Annotated in this window: 25 protein-coding genes; 10 read left to right on the plus strand and 15 right to left on the minus strand. The window is 64.8% G+C overall.

Features of this window, described 5'->3' with window-relative positions; genetic code table 11:
* Positions 1 to 12: 12 nt before the first annotated feature.
* Complete coding sequence (locus tag QCE83_RS12825; protein ID WP_309810461.1) at positions 13 to 699, plus strand: orotate phosphoribosyltransferase; 687 nt, start codon at positions 13 to 15, stop codon at positions 697 to 699.
* Between the two features lie 120 nt (positions 700 to 819).
* Here the strand turns inward: QCE83_RS12825 and QCE83_RS12830 are convergent, their stop codons facing one another.
* Complete coding sequence (locus QCE83_RS12830; protein ID WP_309810463.1) at positions 820 to 1533, minus strand: response regulator; 714 nt, start codon at positions 1531 to 1533, stop codon at positions 820 to 822.
* A gap of 151 nt (positions 1534 to 1684) precedes the next feature.
* Positions 1685 to 1951, minus strand: coding sequence for a hypothetical protein (locus QCE83_RS12835; RefSeq protein ID WP_309810466.1), 267 nt, complete (start codon positions 1949 to 1951; stop codon positions 1685 to 1687).
* Here QCE83_RS12835 and QCE83_RS12840 point away from each other — a divergent pair.
* The 3 genes from QCE83_RS12840 (at position 1941) to argC (ending at position 4216) form a co-directional block, all read left to right on the plus strand.
* The gene (locus QCE83_RS12840) at positions 1941 to 2411 is read left to right on the plus strand and encodes a YbhB/YbcL family Raf kinase inhibitor-like protein (protein ID WP_309810469.1); all 471 of its coding nucleotides are present in this window, start codon (positions 1941 to 1943) and stop codon (positions 2409 to 2411) included. The two genes, QCE83_RS12835 and QCE83_RS12840, sit on opposite strands and share 11 nt — an antisense overlap.
* A 181-nt stretch (positions 2412 to 2592) precedes the next feature.
* The gene (locus QCE83_RS12845) at positions 2593 to 3216 is read left to right on the plus strand and encodes a flavodoxin family protein (RefSeq protein ID WP_309811719.1); all 624 of its coding nucleotides are present in this window, start codon (positions 2593 to 2595) and stop codon (positions 3214 to 3216) included.
* Positions 3217 to 3262: 46 nt separating this feature from the next.
* Positions 3263 to 4216 carry an N-acetyl-gamma-glutamyl-phosphate reductase gene (gene argC, locus QCE83_RS12850; RefSeq protein WP_309810471.1) on the plus strand — a complete coding sequence of 318 codons (954 nt, stop codon included), beginning with the start codon at positions 3263 to 3265 and terminating at the stop codon, positions 4214 to 4216.
* A 223-nt stretch (positions 4217 to 4439) separates the two neighbouring features.
* On the opposite strand, the gene QCE83_RS12855 is transcribed toward argC, so the two are convergent.
* The 4 genes from QCE83_RS12855 to QCE83_RS12870 form a co-directional block, all read right to left on the minus strand.
* Positions 4440 to 4805 (minus strand): response regulator, encoded by a 366-nt coding sequence (locus QCE83_RS12855; protein WP_309810474.1) that lies wholly within the window; start codon positions 4803 to 4805, stop codon positions 4440 to 4442.
* A gap of 7 nt (positions 4806 to 4812) precedes the next feature.
* Positions 4813 to 5256, minus strand: coding sequence for a hypothetical protein (locus tag QCE83_RS12860; protein ID WP_309810478.1), 444 nt, complete (start codon positions 5254 to 5256; stop codon positions 4813 to 4815).
* Between the two features lie 162 nt (positions 5257 to 5418).
* Complete coding sequence (locus QCE83_RS12865; protein WP_309810482.1) at positions 5419 to 6060, minus strand: LysE family translocator; 642 nt, start codon at positions 6058 to 6060, stop codon at positions 5419 to 5421.
* A gap of 102 nt (positions 6061 to 6162) precedes the next feature.
* On the minus strand, positions 6163 to 7035 hold the full coding sequence (locus QCE83_RS12870) for an NAD(P)-dependent oxidoreductase (RefSeq protein ID WP_309810484.1): 873 nt from the start codon (positions 7033 to 7035) through the stop codon (positions 6163 to 6165).
* A gap of 94 nt (positions 7036 to 7129) precedes the next feature.
* On the opposite strand from QCE83_RS12870, the gene QCE83_RS12875 reads away from it, so the two are divergent.
* Positions 7130 to 7885 carry a Mut7-C RNAse domain-containing protein gene (locus QCE83_RS12875; RefSeq protein WP_309810486.1) on the plus strand — a complete coding sequence of 252 codons (756 nt, stop codon included), beginning with the start codon at positions 7130 to 7132 and terminating at the stop codon, positions 7883 to 7885.
* 91 nt (positions 7886 to 7976) lie between these two features.
* Entirely contained in the window at positions 7977 to 8246 is a 270-nt protein-coding gene (locus QCE83_RS12880) for a hypothetical protein (RefSeq protein WP_309810488.1), read from the plus strand.
* A 21-nt stretch (positions 8247 to 8267) separates the two neighbouring features.
* On the opposite strand, the gene QCE83_RS12885 is transcribed toward QCE83_RS12880, so the two are convergent.
* The 7 genes from QCE83_RS12885 to QCE83_RS12915 form a co-directional block, all read right to left on the minus strand.
* Entirely contained in the window at positions 8268 to 8540 is a 273-nt protein-coding gene (locus QCE83_RS12885; RefSeq protein WP_309810490.1) for a Txe/YoeB family addiction module toxin, read from the minus strand.
* A complete protein-coding gene (locus tag QCE83_RS12890) occupies positions 8537 to 8917 on the minus strand; it encodes a hypothetical protein (protein WP_309810493.1) in 381 nt (126 codons plus the stop codon). Before QCE83_RS12890 ends, QCE83_RS12885 begins: the two co-directional genes overlap by 4 nt.
* Positions 8918 to 9027: 110 nt before the next feature.
* Positions 9028 to 9339, minus strand: coding sequence for a cupin domain-containing protein (locus tag QCE83_RS12895; protein ID WP_309810496.1), 312 nt, complete (start codon positions 9337 to 9339; stop codon positions 9028 to 9030).
* A 10-nt stretch (positions 9340 to 9349) separates the two neighbouring features.
* Positions 9350 to 10639 carry an MFS transporter gene (locus QCE83_RS12900; protein ID WP_309810500.1) on the minus strand — a complete coding sequence of 430 codons (1290 nt, stop codon included), beginning with the start codon at positions 10637 to 10639 and terminating at the stop codon, positions 9350 to 9352.
* Between the two features lie 271 nt (positions 10640 to 10910).
* A complete protein-coding gene (locus QCE83_RS12905) occupies positions 10911 to 11228 on the minus strand; it encodes a high-potential iron-sulfur protein (protein ID WP_309810502.1) in 318 nt (105 codons plus the stop codon).
* Between the two features lie 132 nt (positions 11229 to 11360).
* Positions 11361 to 12461 (minus strand): NAD(P)/FAD-dependent oxidoreductase, encoded by a 1101-nt coding sequence (locus QCE83_RS12910; protein ID WP_309810503.1) that lies wholly within the window; start codon positions 12459 to 12461, stop codon positions 11361 to 11363.
* A gap of 185 nt (positions 12462 to 12646) precedes the next feature.
* A complete protein-coding gene (locus QCE83_RS12915; RefSeq protein WP_309810506.1) occupies positions 12647 to 13624 on the minus strand; it encodes an AAA family ATPase in 978 nt (325 codons plus the stop codon).
* Positions 13625 to 13980: 356 nt separating this feature from the next.
* On the opposite strand from QCE83_RS12915, the gene QCE83_RS12920 reads away from it, so the two are divergent.
* A complete protein-coding gene (locus QCE83_RS12920) occupies positions 13981 to 14502 on the plus strand; it encodes a hypothetical protein (protein WP_309810509.1) in 522 nt (173 codons plus the stop codon).
* A gap of 48 nt (positions 14503 to 14550) precedes the next feature.
* Complete coding sequence (locus QCE83_RS12925; protein WP_309810512.1) at positions 14551 to 15357, plus strand: endonuclease/exonuclease/phosphatase family protein; 807 nt, start codon at positions 14551 to 14553, stop codon at positions 15355 to 15357.
* Between the two features lie 21 nt (positions 15358 to 15378).
* Here QCE83_RS12925 and QCE83_RS12930 read toward each other — a convergent pair whose 3' ends face one another.
* Entirely contained in the window at positions 15379 to 15780 is a 402-nt protein-coding gene (locus QCE83_RS12930) for a response regulator (protein ID WP_309810514.1), read from the minus strand.
* A 178-nt stretch (positions 15781 to 15958) separates the two neighbouring features.
* Here QCE83_RS12930 and QCE83_RS12935 point away from each other — a divergent pair, with 178 nt between their 5' ends.
* Positions 15959 to 16567 (plus strand): alpha-ketoglutarate-dependent dioxygenase AlkB, encoded by a 609-nt coding sequence (locus tag QCE83_RS12935; RefSeq protein ID WP_309810516.1) that lies wholly within the window; start codon positions 15959 to 15961, stop codon positions 16565 to 16567.
* Positions 16568 to 16574: 7 nt separating this feature from the next.
* Here the strand turns inward: QCE83_RS12935 and QCE83_RS12940 are convergent, their stop codons facing one another.
* Entirely contained in the window at positions 16575 to 16949 is a 375-nt protein-coding gene (locus tag QCE83_RS12940) for a RidA family protein (protein ID WP_404984773.1), read from the minus strand.
* Positions 16950 to 17111: 162 nt separating this feature from the next.
* Between QCE83_RS12940 and QCE83_RS12945 the strand changes: the two genes are divergently transcribed.
* Positions 17112 to 17606: an MgtC/SapB family protein gene (locus QCE83_RS12945; protein ID WP_309810523.1), complete on the plus strand. Its 495-nt coding sequence runs from the start codon at positions 17112 to 17114 to the stop codon at positions 17604 to 17606.
* Positions 17607 to 17618: the final 12 nt, after the last annotated feature.

The raw sequence follows: 17618 nt of genomic DNA on the forward strand, positions 1-17618 counted from the left end.
AAGGATTCGCCCATGACAGGCTTCGATCGCCAGACGATCTCCGACACCACCGCCAAGATGCTCCTCGAAGTCCAGGCGGTGCACTTCAACGCGGAAAAACCGTACATCTTCACGTCCGGCTGGGCGAGCCCGGTGTATATCGATTGCCGCAAGCTGATTTCCTACCCGCGCGTGCGCCGCGGCCTGATGGAAATGGCCGAGTCGACCATCCTGCGCGACGTCGGCTACGAGCAGATCGACGCCGTCGCGGGCGGCGAAACGGCCGGCATTCCGTTCGCCGCGTGGATCGCCGACCGCCTGATGGTGCCGATGCAGTACGTGCGCAAGAAGCCGAAGGGCTTCGGACGCAATGCGCAGATCGAAGGTTTGCTGACGGAAGGCCAGCGCGTGCTGCTGGTCGAAGACCTGACGACCGACAGCCGCAGCAAGATCAACTTCATCAACGCGCTGCGCACCGCCGGCGCGACCGTGAATCACTGTTTCGTGCTGTTCCACTACAACATCTTCAAGGAAAGCGTGTCGGTCCTGAAGGATATCGACGTTGATCTGCACGCGCTCGCCACGTGGTGGGACGTCCTGCGTGTCGCGAAGGAGCAGGGTTACTTCGAAACGAAGACGCTGGATGAAGTCGAGAAATTCCTGCATTCGCCTGCCGAATGGTCGGCTGCTCACGGCGGCGCGACCGCTGCTCCGCAATAAGCGTTTTTGTTTGAAGGCTGCGTTAAAGCAAAAGCCAGGCTAAAGCGGTTGACAAAAAAACGCCGAAAAAAAGCCGCTGACTGAGTCAGCGGCTTTTTTATTTATTCCGCGATATAGCGCTTACAGCGTGTGCGAGCTTGAAATCGGAGAATCGTCGATACTGCCGTCGCCGGAATAGGCCGAGAGATTCATTAATCCGTTGCTCTGCGCATATTGAAACAATTCGGAATCCCGTTCGATGCCGAGTTTTCGCATGGCCGTATTCTTTTGCGTGCTGATGGTCTTGATACTGCGTCGTAACTGCGCAGCGATTTCCGTAATGGTCATGCCCGAGACAAACAGGCGCACGACCTCAAGTTCGCGTTTCGACAGAATCACGCCGCGCTGCTGTCCGTTCGTGGCGAGGCCCATGCTGTCGAGCGCCGCCTTGACGGACGGCCCGAGATATTCCTGGGCCCGCATCACGTGCTGGATGGCCCAGCCGATGTGGTTCATGTCGTCGGCCTTGTTGATGATGGACATGACGCCCACCTCGCGCAGACGCTTGAGCAGCGCCGGATTCTCGAGCATGGTCAGCACCACGAGCTTCACGCGCGGAAACTGCCGCCCGATATAGCCGAGCAGCGGCATGCCGTCGCCGTACGAGCCGCCGGGCATGGCGAGATCGGTCACGAGGACGTCGCAGGGCGTCTTCTGCAGGAGCTGAATGAGTTCGGTCGACTGGCGCGCCTGGCCCACAACATCGATTTCGGGAAACTTGCTGAGCGCCTGCGTGGCGCCGAACAAAATCACGGGATGATCGTCTGCAATGATGACGGTTATTCGCTGGCTCATTCAAATCTCCCGTAAATGGATGGTTTGCATGCCGCGCGAATTTGCATCGAATTATTCATTTTTTCATTCAAAATGTTCGGAAAAGACCGGCCTCGCCATCCCGCTCGCTTTCCGCCCAAAAGCAAAACAAACCCAGGCCACTGGCTAAGTCTCAAGCGATAAAGGCTTTAAACCTTTGTTGCAATGTTAAACTGCAACCTGTCAAGAAGCGCATCCATGAGACAAAAAACGTCGTTTCGGTCAGCGAATCGCAGATTAACCGCAACGATTTTGAAAGGAGTTCGCCCATGCGCCTTACTGGTCGAAGCGGGGAATCGAGTGGCCTGGTCGCATCTGTCCTTTTAATCCTCGGCGCCGCCGCGGCGCTGCCTTTTTCAGGCGAAGCGGCGGCCGACACCGCCTTCACCGTGAGCAGCACGGACCTTGCGCCGGGCAAGCCCATCGGCCGCGACCTGTTGTTCGACCAGGCCGGCTGCACGGGCGGCAACCGTTCGCCGCAGATCTCCTGGCGCGGCGCGCCGGCGAACACGCGCAGCTTCGCCGTCACCATCTTCGATCCGGACGCGCCCGGGCGCGGCTGGTGGCACTGGGCGGTCGCGGGCATTCCCGGCGGCACCGAGCGCCTGCCGAACAACGCGAGCGCCTCGGGCGTACTGCGCAAGATGGGCGCGATCGAGGCCCGCAACGACTGGGACACCGACGGCTACGGCGGCCCGTGCCCGCCGCCCGGCAAGGCGCACCGCTACGTGGTGACGGTGTACGCGCTCGACAGCGACGACCTGCGGCTGCGCCAGGGCACCCCGGCGCTGATGTTCGAGCACGAGATCCGCACGATGGCCATCGCCACAGCACAGCTGACGTTCAGTTACGGCCGCTAGCGGTAACGTCGCCGACCGTGCGGTCGCGCCGGTAAGCGGCCGGCCGACTTTGCTAGACTGGCCGGAACCCTTCCCCACCGTTCTCCACCGTCCGGCGGCGTCACATTCCGGCAAGGCGCGCTGGCGCCCTCCCATGCATGCTGACCGCCGGCTGCCCGACGTGGACAGACACAAGGCCATCATGCCGACTATTGCCATCGTCTATCACAGCGGCTACGGCCACACGAAGAAGGTCGCCGAAGCCGTACTCGCCGGCGCGACCGAAGCGGGCGCGAGCGTCACGCTGATCGCCGTCGCCGATCTCGACGACGCCGCGTGGGCCGACCTCGACGCCGCCGATGCCATCGTCTTCGGTGCGCCCACGTACATGGGCGGACCGTCCGCCGACTTCAAGAAATTCGCCGACGCCAGCTCCAAACCCTGGTTCGCGCAGAAATGGAAGGACAAGATCGCGGCGGGCTTCACCAATTCCGCGCACATGAACGGCGACAAGTTCCTGACCATCTCCTACTTCGTCACCCTGGCGATGCAGCACGGCATGGTCTGGGCCGGCACCGGCATGATGCCGTCGAACACGAAGGCGGCCACCCGCAACGACCTGAACTTCATCGGCGGCTTCACGGGCCTGCTGACGCAATCGCCCGCGGACGCGTCGCCCGACGAAGCGCCTCCGCCCGGCGATCTCGAAACCGCGAAGGCATTCGGCGCGCGCATCGCGGCCGTGACGGCGCGCTGGACGAGCAATGCGCCCGCATCGCCCGCCCCTGAAAACGGCGGACATGAGGCCGCCTCGGAATCGCCTTAAAATAGCGGTTTTGCGGCGAGCGGCCGCACGAACCAGCGAGATCGAGATGACCACGAAAGTATTTGTCGACGGACAGGAAGGCACCACCGGCCTGAAGATTTTTGAATATCTGTCGCAACGCCGTGACATCGAGGTGTTGCGCATCGAGGATGCGAAGCGCAAGGACGTCGAGGAGCGCCGCCGCCTCATCAACGCTTCCGACGTGACGTTCCTGTGTCTGCCGGATGTCGCGTCGCGCGAATCGGTTTCACTCGTCGATTCCGGCAACACGCGCACCGTGATGATCGACGCGAGCACCGCGTTCCGTACCCAGGACGACTGGGCCTACGGCCTGCCGGAACTTGCGCGCGCGCAGCGCGAGCGTCTGCGCACGGCCAAACGGATCGCCGTGCCGGGCTGCCATGCTTCGGCCTTCGTGCTGTCGGTGCAGCCGCTGGTTGCGAGCGGTCTCGTTCCCGCCGATTTCGACGCGCACGCCTACTCCATCACCGGCTACAGCGGCGGCGGCAAGAAAATGATCGCGGAGTATGAAGCGGGCGGCAATGAACTGCTGATGAGCCCGCGCGCCTACGCGCTCGGCCTGACGCACAAGCATTTGCCGGAGATGTCGGTGCGCACGGGACTGAAGCGCGCGCCGGTCTTCACGCCGATCGTCGGCCCGTTCCTCAAGGGCCTGGCCGTCACGACGTACTTCTCGCCCGATCAGCTCACGCGTCCCGCCACGCCGCAGGACGTGCGCGACGTGCTCGCCGAGTACTACAACAACGAGCCGTTCGTCCGCGTGATGCCGTTCGACGCCGACAGCAACCTCGACGCCGGTTTCTTCGACGTGCAGGCCTGCAACGACACCAATCGCGTCGATATCTTCGTGTTCGGCAACGCTGAGCGCTTCGTCACCGTGGCGCGGCTGGACAATCTGGGCAAGGGCGCATCGGGTGCGGCGATCCAGTGCATGAACCTGGCCATCGGCGCTGACGAAGAAGCGGGTCTCGCGCGCTGATTGCCGCGCTGGAATGACGAAAGGCCGGTGCGCATCGACGCGCACCGGCCTTTTTGTTGTCTCGACGCATCGCCGCATCAAAAGCTGCGGACGAAAAAAAGCCCGCCTGGTGGGCGGGCTGAATCCATATCAGTGGAGACATGGAGGAGACAGGAACGACTATACCGACGCTTATGATGCAACGCAACATAGGTTGTTGCGCCGGTTCCACAGTCCTGCCCTTTCACGGCTGTGTCATCGACAGGATAAATTGCAGCTGATCTGCAGCAATCGGCTTGACGAGATGCACGTCGAAACCGGCGTCGAGCGTCATCTCGCGATGCTGCGGCTGGCCCCAGCCGGTCAGCGCCACCAGCATCATCGAGTGGCCGTGCGGCAGAAGCCGCAGCTCGCGCGCCGCCGCCAGACCGTCGACCATCGGCATGCCCAGATCCAGGATCACCACATCCGGCGCGAACTGCGCGGCCACTTCCACCGCCTGCGCCCCGTTTCCCGCCAGCGCCACTTCGTATCCCATCGCGGTCAGCAAGTGGGCGAGGCCTGCGAGCGCATCGTCGTCGTCATCGGCTATGAGGATGCGCTTGCTCACGATGGCCTCAGCGTGATCCGGAGACTTCGAGTTTCAAGCGGTTCGAACCCGCCTGCGCCGCCGTGATCTCCGTGCGCGCACCGCGTGCACCGAGATAGAAATGCTGGCGGGCGGGCGAATTCTGATCGTGCGTCGCGTCCGGAAGACAGGCCGCGATGTCGGCCGCGACGCTCTGCAAGGCGTCGGCGCTCGCGCCGCCATGCGGCGTCCAGGTGCAGCGGTAGTTTGACTGCGATGCGGCGCACTGCGCGTCGTCGCCGTATGGCAGGGCGATAGGTCGGCCATCGAGCGGCGTAAGCGACGCGAAATTCGGCGCGGCGGCCACGATGCGCTTGAGCGCATTACAGGGACTGGGGGTGTCGTCGGCCCGGGCGGTCGAAGTGAGCGCGAGCGCGGCGCCACCCAATGCGAGCAGCGTGGCGCGAGTCACGCGTCGGACAGTCGAATGCATCAGGCGCCTCCTTTTTATCTGTTCTTGTTAGGTTCGCCGCCAACCGGTGGACGAGCGCCACTATCCGCCCGGCGGAAGCGAATGTCTGTTCGCAACCGAATGAAGCATGGCTAACGGAGCAAATCATGCACCCGTTCGAGCAGACGATTGGCTCAGTGGCATTCAGTGGCGCACCAGCGCCATCATCGCGCCGAAGCCGACGAACACGCCGCCCGTCAGACGGTTGAATGCCTGCGCGACGCTCGCGCTCCTGAGCCGGTCGCCAATGCGCGCACCCAGACCCGCATAGACCGCGTACCAGCTCACCTCGATGACCGCGAAAGTCGAAACGAGCACCGCGAATTGCGGCAAGACGGGACGGCTTGCATCGATGAACTGCGGCAGCAGCGCCGCCGCGAAGAGGATCGCCTTCGGATTGCTGCCGGCAACGAAGAAGCCATTGCGAAAGAGCACAAAGCGACGGGGCGAATGGACGGTCTGGCTGGAGCTGTCAGTCTCGTCGCGGATCTCGACCGCGCCGGTTTTCGCGCGCCAGCTTTTCACCCCGAGCCAGACGAGATAGGCCGCGCCGAGCATGCGCAAGGCATCGAAGAGACGTGGCCAGGCTTCGAGGAACACCCCCAGCCCCGCCGCCGATACCGACAGCATGGCGATCAGCGCGGCGAGACAGCCGGCCATCGTGGCCGTGGAGCGCCTGAGGCCGTGACGCGCGCCGTGCGTCATCACGAGCAGCATGTTGGGACCGGGAATCGCGGAGACGACGAATACAGTGGCGACGAACAGCCACCAGACATGCAGGTTCATTGCGGCGCGGCGGAGAGGTGAAAGGGATTCGCATTATGCCGTCCGCGAGAGGCGGCGCAAGCAAATCCCGAAGGCACGCTGTCCGAGTAAATAAGCCAGCCTTCAGCGTCCCGCCCGGCGCGCCGCCACCTGACCGAGCACGGCGAAATCCTTCTCCCCGTCGCCGTGCGCGAGGGCATCGATGAGGTTGTCGCGCACGACGCTCGCCACGGGCAGCGGCACATTGACGGCCTCCCCGGCGGCGATGGCCAGGCGTACGTCCTTCAGGCCGAGACGCGCCTTGAACAGCGCCGGTTCATAGCGCTGCTCGGCGATCATCTTGCCGTAGCCCGCGTACACCGGTCCCGGAAACAGCGAGTTCGTGATGACATCTAGCAAGGTATGGGACGCCACGCCGTGGCCCGTCACCAGCGCGGCCGCTTCGCCGAACGACTCGATCGCCGAGGCCAGCATGAAATTCGCCGCGAGCTTGAGCACGTTGGCGTGCTGCGGTTCATCGCCGACGCGCCAGGTCTTCTGGCCGAGCACGTCGAGCACCGGCTGCACGCGATCGATGGCGTCAGCCGCGCCCGCCGCAAGGATGTTGAGCTTGCCCGCCGCCGCGACGTCCGGCCGTCCGAGCACGGGCGCGGCGACGTACGCAATGCCGTGCTGCGCGTGCAACTCCGTCAGTTCGACGGCAAGCGCCGCTGAGATAGTGGCCATGTTCACGTGCACGAGCCCCTTCGGCGCGCGCCGCAGCAAGGCGCCCTCGACGAGCACGGAACGCAGCGCGTGATCGTCGGCCAGCATGGAGAATGCGGCGTCGCCGGCAAAAGCCTGTTCAGGCGTATCCACCACCGATGCACCCTGGTCCGCGAGCACGCGGGTCTTTTCGCGCGACCGGTTCCACACGCGCACCGTGTGCCCGGCCTTCAGCGCGTTGCTCGCCATCGCGCCGCCCATCTCGCCCAGTCCGATAAATCCGATATCCATGTCCCATGACTCCTTCGTGGCCCGTTTCGGTTCGAGCCTCAGTTAAGCACATCGACCGGCAGCGCGCCGGAGCGCCCGATGCGATACTGCCCGCATGGTCGAGGCGCGCTTTCACTTTCACGGCGAATTGAACGACTTCCTCGCGCGGCCGCAGCGCGGGCACACGTTCGCATGCCAGTTCGCGCCGACGTCCTCGGCCAAGCATGTGATCGAGGCGCTCGGTGTGCCGCACACGGAAGTCGGCGCGATCCTGAGGAACGGCGGGCCGGTGGGCTTCGACGCGCAGATCGAACCGGACGATCTCGTCGAGATCCATCCGGCGAGGCACGCGGCAACGGACATGGCCAGCGGCGAACTGCTATTGCGCCCGGCCCTGCGTGCCGCCGACCTGCGCTTCGTCGCCGATGCGCATCTCGGTGGTCTCGCGCAATTGCTGCGGCTCGCCGGCTTCGATACGTGCTACGACAACAACTTCCCCGACGAAGAGATCGAGCGGCTTGCACAGGCGGAGAACCGCATCGTGCTGACGCGCGACCGCGAATTGCTCAAGCGACGCATGGTGCTGCGCGGCTGCTATGTACGCACGTTGCAGGCCGACGATCAATGGCGCGAGCTGGCGGACAGGCTGACGCTCGCGCCGCACGCGCGGCCGTTCCGGCTGTGCCTGATGTGCAATGCGCCGTTGCGGCCAGCCGGCCCTGGCGACATTGACGGCCGTGTGCCCAATGGCGTGCGCGAACGACATACGCGCTTTGTCACCTGCGACGTATGCCACCGCGTGTTCTGGGAAGGCTCGCACTGGCGGCGCATGCGGGCGCGCATCGACGCACTGGCCGACGCGGACCGTTAACGGTCACAACGGTCACGAAGCATTTCGCGGCTGGCCACGGCGCGTTCCGTACAATACGAGACTTTGGCAACAAACCGCCCCGGAGCATCGCGTGAACAAATTCCAGCTGGAACAAACCAAGGCATTCAAACTTGCCAACGACCTCAAACAGGGCGGAAAGAACCGCATCGGCGCCGCCGACGAAGCAAAGCTGGATCGCCGTGAACAGCGCAAGCTCGATCAGGCCAAGGGACTCGTGCCGTTCGCCTGCAAGCTCGACGAGAAGCTCGTCAAGCAGTTGAAGGAGCGCGCGGAGGCCCACGGAGGCGACATGACCGAAGTGCTGGCGGAATTGCTGGTGAAGGCCGGGCTCGAACGATAAGGTCCGGCGCGGTTGCGGACGCTAGGTGTCTTCGTCTTCGCAGCGCCCGCGACAGCTGTAAATCAGAAGCTGCGCGTCCGTGACGTGATAGACGAAGCGATGCTTTCCGTCGATGCGGCGCGCCCACGCCTTCCTGTAGCGCAATGGTTCGGGCTTGCCCTGTCCTGCAAACGGGCTGCGGCAGCACTCGTTGATCAGCCCGGTCACTCTTTCGAAGATCTTCGCGTCCGACACGCGCCAGGCATGGTAGTGATGCCAGCTTGGCTTCGAGAACTGGATGCTGCGCGCCATCATCCGGCCTGCCCGGAGCGTCTGGCGAACAGCGTTTCGAGAAAACCGGCGAACGCGGTCTTCAATCCTTTTGCCCTGCCCACGCTGCGTGACTCATCAGCACGCTCCGTGGCGCGCGACTTCCGGGTTGAACCATCGCTCTCGAAATCTTCCGGGGCGAGGAACATCTCCTCCGTATAGCCGAGCGACTCGAACCACGCAAACGACTCCTCGATCAAGCGCTTGTCCAGCTGCCGCTCCGCTTCTTCCACGCGCCACGCCATGCGCGCCAGCGCCTGCACCGAGATCACGACGAGTTCTTCCGATTCGAGCAGCGGCAGGGTTCCCCACTCGCCCAGCCGATCAGCCGCACGCGCCGCTTCGTACTCGCGCTCGATCAACTCAACCGTTCTGACCATGCCCTGCCCTCGCTCGTGAATCGCACATCGACGGGCACAGTATCACCGGCGGCCGCGTCAGCGCGCCACCTGTCCGAACGGCCAGCGCTTTTTCAGACACTTCCCTCTTTTTCGATCACCAGAATGCGCGCCTCGCCGACCGGTTCGGCGCAGTGTTCGTCGCCGGCCTGCGCGTGGAAGATATCGCCGGCGCGCAACGTGAGCACGCGTTCGCCCTCGGGGCCGCGCACATGCATGCGCACTTCGCCCTGCATCACGGCGAACACTTCCTCGCCGTCGTTGACGTGCCACTTGTAGGGCGTGTCGGTCCAGTGCAACCGGCACGAGGTGCCGTTCATCACGCAGATGTCGAGCGCGCCCCACGCGCGCTCCGCCTTGAACTTGCCGCTTTCGATCACTTTCATTCGATGTCGCCTAGCGATTGAGATCGCGCGCTTCGTCGACATCCGCGTGGCGCGTCGCGGGAATGCACGCCACCGCGATCAACGAGAGCGCGAGTCCGCCCATCACATAGAAGGTGGGCGCGAGTTGAGAGTCCGTGACGCGGATCAGCCAGGTCACGATGAACTGCCCGAAGCCGCCGAAGATCATCACCGCGATGTTGTACGCGAGCGAGAGTCCGGTCGAGCGGATGTGCGCGGGAAACAGCTCGGCGATGAGCGCGCCGAACGGTCCATAGTAGCCCGAGAGCGCGATCGACAGCAGCGCCTGCACGATCACGAGCCGCAGCACGCTGGGCTCGGCCGCGAGCCACGCGAACAGCGGATAGATCACCACGAACGTGATGCCGAGCGACCACAGCGACAAACCCTTGCGCCCGATGCGGTCCGACCATGCGCCCGCGATCGGCGACAACACCGTCAGCAGCAGGTTGCCGACGATCAGCGCCGTGAAGGACTGTCCAAGCGGCAGCTTCAGTTGCTTGACGGCGAAGGTCGGCAGATAGGCGATCAGCACGTACACCGTCACCGTCAGCGCGACCACGGCGCCGAGCCCGCACAGCACTTCGCGGCCATGGCTGCCGAAGACCTCGCCGAGCGTCGCGCGCCGCGCGGTCTTGCGCGCATGCAGGAAGGCTTCGGTATCGGACATGCTGCGGCGGATGTAGAGGCCGATCGGACCGATGATCAGCCCGAAGATGAACGGCACGCGCCAGCCCCAGGCATCGAGCGCCTGCGGAGACAGCCCGCGCGTGATCGCCGCGCCGACGAGCGCGCCGAGCAGCAGCGACGCCGCCTGGCTCGCCATCTGGAAACTGCCGTAGAGACCGCGCTTGGAGAAGGGCGCCGCCTCGATCAGCAACGCGGTCGAGCTACCGAACTCCCCGCCCGCCGAGAACCCCTGCAACAGCCGCGCGAACACGATGACGAGCGGCGCGCCGATGCCGATTGCCGAGTACGGCGGCGCGATGGCCAGCAGGAAGATGCCCAGCGTCATCAGGCCGATGACCAGCGTCAGCGCCGCCTTGCGGCCGGCGCGATCCGCATAGAGGCCGAGCACGATGCCGCCCACCGGCCGCATGACGAACGCGACGCCGAACGTCGCGGTGGTAAGGAGAATCGACGAATAGTCGCTCGCGCTCGGAAAGAACAGCCGCGCGATGACGACCGTCATGAAGCCGAAGACCGTGAAGTCGTACCACTCCAGTGCGTTGCCGATGACAGCCGCCGTCACGGCGCGCGCGTTCAGTGGTCTGGCGGGCATGCGTTCCCCTGAGGTCGATGGTTGCGATGGTTGCGATGGATGCGGGCGTCATGCGTCATGCGTCGGGCTGCGGCTGCGGCTTCGACACACGGCCCCGCTGGTCTCGTGCCGTCCGCGTTTTGTTGCACCGATTCGCACGCGCGGCTGATTTTTCCTCGCGAGTGTAAAGACGCCTTAATCCGCGATCAAGCGAATCGCGCACACGAAAAAGCGCGCCCGGACTTCCGGCCGGGCGCGCTTCGGTTCGCTGCGCGGGGTGTCGCGGGGCGTGTTACGCCTTCTTCACATAGGCGCTGCACCAGCCCTTCGACGCAACCTGCTTGTTGCTGAACATCGGGCACGGCGCGTAGGCGTCGGTCGGCTTGCCCTGATAGAACTGGCAGTTGCCGCAGTCCTGCCCGGCGGCATATTTGGCGTACTTGGCCTTGTCCACCTTGCTCGCGTCTTCCTTGTAGCCGAGCGCCTGAGCGGTGGGATCGCTCTCCGTAACCTTCGCCGCATCCGCGGCGAACGCGGTGCGGGCGCCGAGCGCGAGCGTCGAGGCGACGCCCACGCTGGTCAGAATGAACGTGCGACGTGATGTCTTCATGGTGACTCACTCCATGGTGTATTGGGGGGTTGCGCCGTTCTTGGCGACGGCGACAACCGAGCATAACAACCTGGAAGCGGGTCGAGGACTTCAAATGCCGGAGATAAGAATCGACGGAAAGGCGTCTGTAATCTAGCGCGTCATGTCGGCGACGCGCTCGCCGATCGCAAGCGATGCCGTCAGGCCGGGCGACTCGATGCCGTACAGGTTCACGAGCCCCGGCACGCCATGCGCGGACTTGCCCTGGATCATGAAATCGGCGGCGGCCTGGCCCGGTCCCGAGAGCTTCGGCCGGATGCCGGCGTAGGCGGGTTGCAGCGCATCGTCGGGCAGACCCGGCCAGTACGCGCGGATCGCGGCATAGAACGAGTCGGCGCGGCGCGGATCGACGTCGTAGTTGAGCGTCGGCACCCATTCGACGTCCGGGCCGAATTTCGCCTGTCCGCCGAGATCGATCGTCAGATGAACGCCCAGGCCGGCTTCGTTGGGCATTGGATAGATGAGCCGCTCGAAGGGCGTGCGGGCACTCACGCTGAAGTAGTTGCCCTTCGCGAAGTAGAGCGGCGGCACGTGCCGGTCATCCAGACCGCGGATCGAACTCGCGATTTCGTTCGCGTGCAGGCCGGCGCTGTTGATCAGATACGACGCCCGAAAACGCGCCGGCGACGCGCCGCCCGTCTCGACGATGAAGCAGCCCTCGCGCGCATCGATGCTGGTGACCGGGGTATGAAACACGACGTTCGCACCGTGCTGCTCGGCCTCGCCTTGCAGCGCAAGCATGTACTGATGACTGTCCACGATGCCCGTGAGCGGCGAGAAGACTGCCTCGACGCACTCCAGCTGCGGCTCCATTTCCTTCGCCTGGGCGGCGCTGATGCGCACCAGACCCTTCACGCGGTTTTCGGTGCCCTTCTGTTCCAGCGCCGCGAGTTGCGGCACCTGGTTACGCGCCGTGGCGACCAGCAGCTTGCCGCATTGCCGGTGCGGCACGCCGTGCGCGCGACAGAAGTCGTACAGCATGTCGCGGCCGCGCACGCAGAGTTCGGCCTTCAGCGAGCCGCGCGGGTAGTAGATGCCTGCATGGATGACTTCGCTGTTGCGCGAACTCGTGCCGATGCCGATACCCTCCCCCGCCTCCAGCACGATGACCTCGCGCCCGCGCAACGCCAGCGCGCGGGCGATGGCCAGTCCCACTGCGCCCGCGCCGATGACCACACACTCGATCCGATCCATGTCTTGTCCGCCGCACATTCCGTCTTGGCTATTCTACGTGCGGGACTATTGCGCAATACACAACAAACGCACACGACTAGGATCGTTTTCCGGTGCAATTCGGAAAAAGGCAAGAATCTGGCCGCCAAAAGTCGAAATTGCCAGGTTTTTGGAGCGTTTTTGGCAATTTCGCCATTTTCGGCTTTTTAGAAACCCATGGCTTTCTTGTGCGAATGACGGTCGAGCTGGATGTCGCGCGCCTCGACATGATGCCGGCCATCGATACGCGCATTGCCGAATGCATTCAGCATCGCCCGCCGCATGCCGCGCGGCGACGCCCGCGTGAGCTCGTCGAGCGGCGCATCGCCGAGGGTTTCCGGGAAGCGCGCGCCCCATGCATGCGCCTCGCGGATCTCGGCGTAGATGGCCTGCGCAATGCGGCGCGCACCGTCCCGGTCGGGCGGCGGAATCTCGTACACGTTCATGCGGTTCAGCAGCGGCTCGGGGATCGCGCGTGCGTCGTTCGCGGTGGCGATCCACACCACATTGCCCGCGTTGACCGGCACTTCGGCGAATTCGTCGATGAAGCTCTGCGCCGTGTCGTGCTCCAGCAGCGCGTACAGCGCGCCGAGCGGATCGTATTGCGCGTCGCCGGTGGCCTTGTCGATTTCATCGACGGTCATCACGGGGTTCGCATAGCTGCCGTTCACGAGGGCATCGAAGACCTTGCCGGGCTTCGCATTGCGCCATTGCGACGACGCCCCCGACAGGATCCAGCCGGCCGTCAGCGAACTCATCGCCACATAGTGAGACGTCGTGCCGAGCAGCCGCGCCAGTTGTTTCGCGAAATGCGTCTTGCCGATGCCCGGTTCGCCGAGCAGCAACATGGGCATGAGTTCGAGCCGGTCATCGGTTTCGAGACACAGCGCGATCTGCTTGCGGATGTCGTCGAGCGGCTCCTCGAAGTTCGGCAGGCTGGCCGCGAGGTCGTCGATGGACGGCATGCGGTTCGGCTTCACGCAGAAGCGCAGATTGCCTACCTTGAGCATTTTTTCGTAGGTGGCGCGCAGGGCTTCGCTTGCGCCCTCGGACAACTCGTTGAGCGCGGTCTCCACGTCGTCGAGACTGTAGACCTTGCTGAACGATGCCACCGCGAGTTCCTGTTTCACCACGGCCGTCGTCATGTCGCACCCCGTCTTTGTTCTGGTCGGTGAGTCCAGTGTAGCGACGCCAAAAGGCCGTGCAAGCGAGCAGTCTCGCGCGTGTGCTGCCAATCCGAAGCACATGGCCTCACCGGCAAAGCCGTGTTTTGCGTGGGCTAGTATCATCGTCGGGATCGCGCGGCTGGCGGGTTCGAAACATGCTCTTTCAGGTGCCGGGGTTGAGCGATGTGCCGGCCGACCCCACGTGCGTGTTTCAGCGGCGCGCTGAACCGGCGCCGTGTCGCCGTGTCAGAAGAAGTTGCCGGGGAACGCCGATCCAGCCGCCGCCCGCCGGGCGCGCCGCTATCCGAACAGTCCGCGCGCAGGAGTCGCTTTCAATGCCTACAACGATACGAACCGCCTTTGTGAATCTCGCGCTTGCCACGGGAGCCGGCCTCGCCGCCTTCAGCGCCTGCGCGCAAAGCACGGCGCCGCAGCCGGTGCAGTGGGAACTGCAGGTCGTGCGCGACGGGCAGCAGATCGACAGCTTCTCGGGCACGACCAATGTCGGACAGGCCCGCACGGAAACGCATCACAACAAGGTGCAGAACCGCGTCGGCTGCGCGGATCAGCCCGCAGGCGAGATCGATCTGCAACGCACGCTCACCGTCTCCCCGACCCACGCCAGCGCCGATGACATCACGCTCGCCATCGACGCCCAGGAAACCCTGCAGGACGACAGCACACGCGCCTCGCCATCCGGCTGCAAGCTGCCGCCGGTGCCGCGCCAGGTGAGCGGCGCGCATCCGGGGCTCGTGCTCAAGCCGGGCGAATGGGGACAATGGCAGATCATCGACAGCAATCCGTCGCTTGCCTACCGGGTGCGCGCGACGCTGCCCGCTTCCACGGCGGCGCAATGACAACCGCGGCGACATGGCTTCCGGCGCGCCGCACGAGATACAGAACGCATGCGAAACCCAGAACATCTTCCGCCCGGCCCGTCCGCTGATCCGGCCACACCGGATTTCACGGCGGTCAGCTGGAACCTCCACAAGGGCCGCTCGCCGCTCGGCTTGCGCGCGTGGAACGCGATGCAGCGGTGGGTGCAGACCACCAATGCGGACGTCTATTTTCTCCAGGAAGCGATGGCGCGGCGCATGCCGCAGCCGATGCTCGCAACCGGCTTCGGCAATCCGCTGAACGCGCCGCTCGACGATGTCTGGCATTGCCAGGCCACCGAAATCGCCACCGCGCTCGAACTTCAGATTGCGTTAGGGCCGAACGTGTTCAAGCCGTCGTGGCGGCACGGCAATGCGATCCTGTCGCCGCACCCGCTCGATCTGTCGGGACGCTGGGATATCTCCGCGCATCGCTTCGAGCGGCGCGGTTTGCTGGTCGCACGCGCGACCTTCGCCGGACGCGCCATTACGCTGCTGTGCGCGCATCTCGCGCTGACGAGACAGGCGCGCTTGCGGCAGATGAACTGGATCGCGCACTGGATCGCGAAGGAAGCGCCCGAAGGACCGCTCGTGCTGGCGGGCGACTTCAACGACTGGCGCAACGACTCCACGCCGCTGTTCGCCGAACTGGGCATGCAGGAAGTGGCGAACATGCTGGGGGAATCGGGCCGGACGTTTCCGGCCTTCTCGCCGGCGCTCGCGCTCGACAAGATGTTCGTGCGCGGACTGAAACCCGTTGAATGGCTCGTGCCGACGCAGGATACCGCGTGGCTCTCCGATCACCTGCCGTATATGGCGCGGCTGCGCGTGGACTGAGCGCCTCGCCTCGATCCGAGGCTACTTCCGCTTGCCGGCGAGCGCGGCTTCGATCTCCGCAATGCCGACAGGCTTGGTCAGATGATGATCGAAGCCGGCGGCCAGCGCTTCCTGACGGTCGGCCTCGCCGCCCCAGCCCGTCAAGGCGAGCATCAGCACGTGCTTCGTCACGTCGCGCTTCCTCATCTCCCGCGCCACCTCGAGTCCGCTCATGCCGGGCAAGCCGATATCGAGCACGACCACATCCGGCGTGAAGTCGTTGATGGCGGCGAGCGCGCGCGGGCCGTCGTGCTCGGTGCGCACTTCGTGTCCGAGTGCTTCGAGCAGCATCGAGAGCGCGAGCGCCGCGTCGAGGCTGTCGTCGACGAGCAGGATGCGGCGGCCTTGCATCGCGCCGCCGTCCGCTTCGGCGATGGTGTTCATGCGAATTCCCGTGATTCGTCGTCGCGCCAGGCCCGTTCCGGTGCTCGCGCAACTATATTGAGATAGTGCGGGGACTGTAGCACAGCGCTTTCGCGCCGCAGAATGGCGCAGCAATCCGGCGTGCGCGGGCTCTGCTATCGTGACTGCTTCACGAGCCGCCGTTCTTGCGCATCCTGTCATGTTCGATCTCTTCGACGACATCCCCAAGCCCGATATCGCGTGGCATCCCGACTGGATCGAGGCCGACGCCGCCTCCGACCTGATGGGCGCCCTGCTCGACGAAGTCCGCTGGCAACAGGACACGATGACCACGCCCGGCGGGCGCGTGCCGCTGCCGCGCCTGACCGCGTGGCAAGGCGAGCCTGATGCGGTGTATGTGTACTCGGGCATCCGCAACGTGCCGCAGCCGTGGACGCCGGCGGTCACGCAGTTGCGCGAGCGCGCGGAGCAGGCCTGCGGCGCGCGCTTCAACAGCGTGCTGCTGAACCGTTATCGCGACGGGCTGGACAGCATGGGCTGGCACGCCGACAAGGAACGCGAACTCGGACCCGAACCGGTGATCGCGTCGGTGAGCCTGGGCGCGACACGCACCTTCGAATTCCGTCACGCGCGCACCCAGGCGACGCATGCGCTCGTGCTGTCGCACGGCAGCCTGCTGGTGATGCGCGGACGCACCCAGCTCGAATGGGTGCATCGCGTGCCGAAGGAACCGGGTGCGCGCGGCGAGCGCATCAATCTCACCTTCCGCTGGGTCGATGCGTCCAAGCGCAAGTCCACCCGCGCTTAAGGCCGCTTCAAGGCCGCTTCGCGACGAAGTCGATCTCCACGAGCGCGTCCCGCGCAAGCCCCGTCACGCCGATGCAAGTACGCGCCGGCAACGGCTTCGGCAGGAAGTACGCGCGGTACACGGCGTTCATCGCGTCGTAGTCGCGCTTGAACTCGGTCAGGAAGATGCGCACGCTCACGACGTTGTCGAGCGTCAGGCCGAGACCGCCGAGCACCAGAATCAGGTTGTCCATCACGCGCCGCGTCTGGGCCGCGACGCCTTCGGGCAGCGGGGCGGCGTCGTCGTCGGGGTCGGTCGGCATCTGGCCGGTCAGAAACACCCAGCCGTCCGCCTCCGCGGCATGCGAGAAAGGACCGACCGGCGTCGGCGCGGCATCGACCATCGTGAATTTGGGCAGTTGCGTCACTTCGTCTCCTGAACGTTGGTTTGAGTCACAGAGCCTCGAACGTTAGCGCGCCAAAAATGGGCATGAACGTCGTTGCCTCGCCGTCAAGCCCGCTTTGATGCGAAGATGACCCGGCCCCATCGCTCTTTCGAACGCTCCATGCTTCCCTATCCCATCCTCGCCGACGCCCTGATGCGCATGCTGACCGCCATGTTGATCGGCTGCATCATCGGCATCGACCGCGATCTGCACGGCAAGCCGACCGGCATGAAGACGCTCGGGCTCGTGTCGCTCGGCGCGTGCCTCGCGACCATGTGCGCACAAGGCTTCTCCATGACGCTCTCCGACGACGCCGACGTCTCCCGCGCGGTACAGGGCATCGTGACGGGCGTCGGCTTTCTCGGCGCCGGCGTGATCCTGCAGAATCCGCGCGAGAACCGCGTGCGCGGCCTCACGACGGCGGCATCGATCTGGGTGACCGCAGCGGTCGGCATCGTGTGCGGGCTCGGCGTGTGGAGCGTCGCGTTCCTCGCGATGCTGCTGATGATCTTGCTGATGGTGTTGGGACGCGTCGTCGAGAAGCGTCTGTTGCGGCGCTGGATGAACAAGCCGGAAAACGAACGCAAAAACTACGACGACGTCGGAGAAATCTGAGCCGCGCGCGGC

The sequence above is a fragment of the Caballeronia sp. LZ034LL genome (assembly GCF_031451215.1).
GTDB lineage: Bacteria > Pseudomonadota > Gammaproteobacteria > Burkholderiales > Burkholderiaceae > Caballeronia.

Bases quoted from the DNA above. Each gene is read 5' to 3' on its own strand.
- QCE83_RS12825 (WP_309810461.1), top strand. From the start codon at position 13: ATGACAGGCTTCGATCGCCAGACGATCTCCGACACCACCGCCAAGATG.
- QCE83_RS12830 (WP_309810463.1), bottom strand. From the start codon at position 1,533: ATGAGCCAGCGAATAACCGTCATCATTGCAGACGATCATCCCGTGATT.
- QCE83_RS12845 (WP_309811719.1), top strand. From the start codon at position 2,593: ATGCCGACTATTGCCATCGTCTATCACAGCGGCTACGGCCACACGAAG.
- argC (WP_309810471.1), top strand. From the start codon at position 3,263: ATGACCACGAAAGTATTTGTCGACGGACAGGAAGGCACCACCGGCCTG.
- QCE83_RS12860 (WP_309810478.1), bottom strand. From the start codon at position 5,256: ATGCATTCGACTGTCCGACGCGTGACTCGCGCCACGCTGCTCGCATTG.
- QCE83_RS12865 (WP_309810482.1), bottom strand. From the start codon at position 6,060: ATGAACCTGCATGTCTGGTGGCTGTTCGTCGCCACTGTATTCGTCGTC.
- QCE83_RS12870 (WP_309810484.1), bottom strand. From the start codon at position 7,035: ATGGATATCGGATTTATCGGACTGGGCGAGATGGGCGGCGCGATGGCG.
- QCE83_RS12875 (WP_309810486.1), top strand. From the start codon at position 7,130: ATGGTCGAGGCGCGCTTTCACTTTCACGGCGAATTGAACGACTTCCTC.
- QCE83_RS12885 (WP_309810490.1), bottom strand. From the start codon at position 8,540: ATGATGGCGCGCAGCATCCAGTTCTCGAAGCCAAGCTGGCATCACTAC.
- QCE83_RS12895 (WP_309810496.1), bottom strand. From the start codon at position 9,339: ATGAAAGTGATCGAAAGCGGCAAGTTCAAGGCGGAGCGCGCGTGGGGC.
- QCE83_RS12900 (WP_309810500.1), bottom strand. From the start codon at position 10,639: ATGCCCGCCAGACCACTGAACGCGCGCGCCGTGACGGCGGCTGTCATC.
- QCE83_RS12905 (WP_309810502.1), bottom strand. From the start codon at position 11,228: ATGAAGACATCACGTCGCACGTTCATTCTGACCAGCGTGGGCGTCGCC.
- QCE83_RS12910 (WP_309810503.1), bottom strand. From the start codon at position 12,461: ATGGATCGGATCGAGTGTGTGGTCATCGGCGCGGGCGCAGTGGGACTG.
- QCE83_RS12915 (WP_309810506.1), bottom strand. From the start codon at position 13,624: ATGACGACGGCCGTGGTGAAACAGGAACTCGCGGTGGCATCGTTCAGC.
- QCE83_RS12920 (WP_309810509.1), top strand. From the start codon at position 13,981: ATGCCTACAACGATACGAACCGCCTTTGTGAATCTCGCGCTTGCCACG.
- QCE83_RS12925 (WP_309810512.1), top strand. From the start codon at position 14,551: ATGCGAAACCCAGAACATCTTCCGCCCGGCCCGTCCGCTGATCCGGCC.
- QCE83_RS12930 (WP_309810514.1), bottom strand. From the start codon at position 15,780: ATGAACACCATCGCCGAAGCGGACGGCGGCGCGATGCAAGGCCGCCGC.
- QCE83_RS12935 (WP_309810516.1), top strand. From the start codon at position 15,959: ATGTTCGATCTCTTCGACGACATCCCCAAGCCCGATATCGCGTGGCAT.
- QCE83_RS12940 (WP_404984773.1), bottom strand. From the start codon at position 16,949: ATGGTCGATGCCGCGCCGACGCCGGTCGGTCCTTTCTCGCATGCCGCG.
- QCE83_RS12945 (WP_309810523.1), top strand. From the start codon at position 17,112: ATGCTTCCCTATCCCATCCTCGCCGACGCCCTGATGCGCATGCTGACC.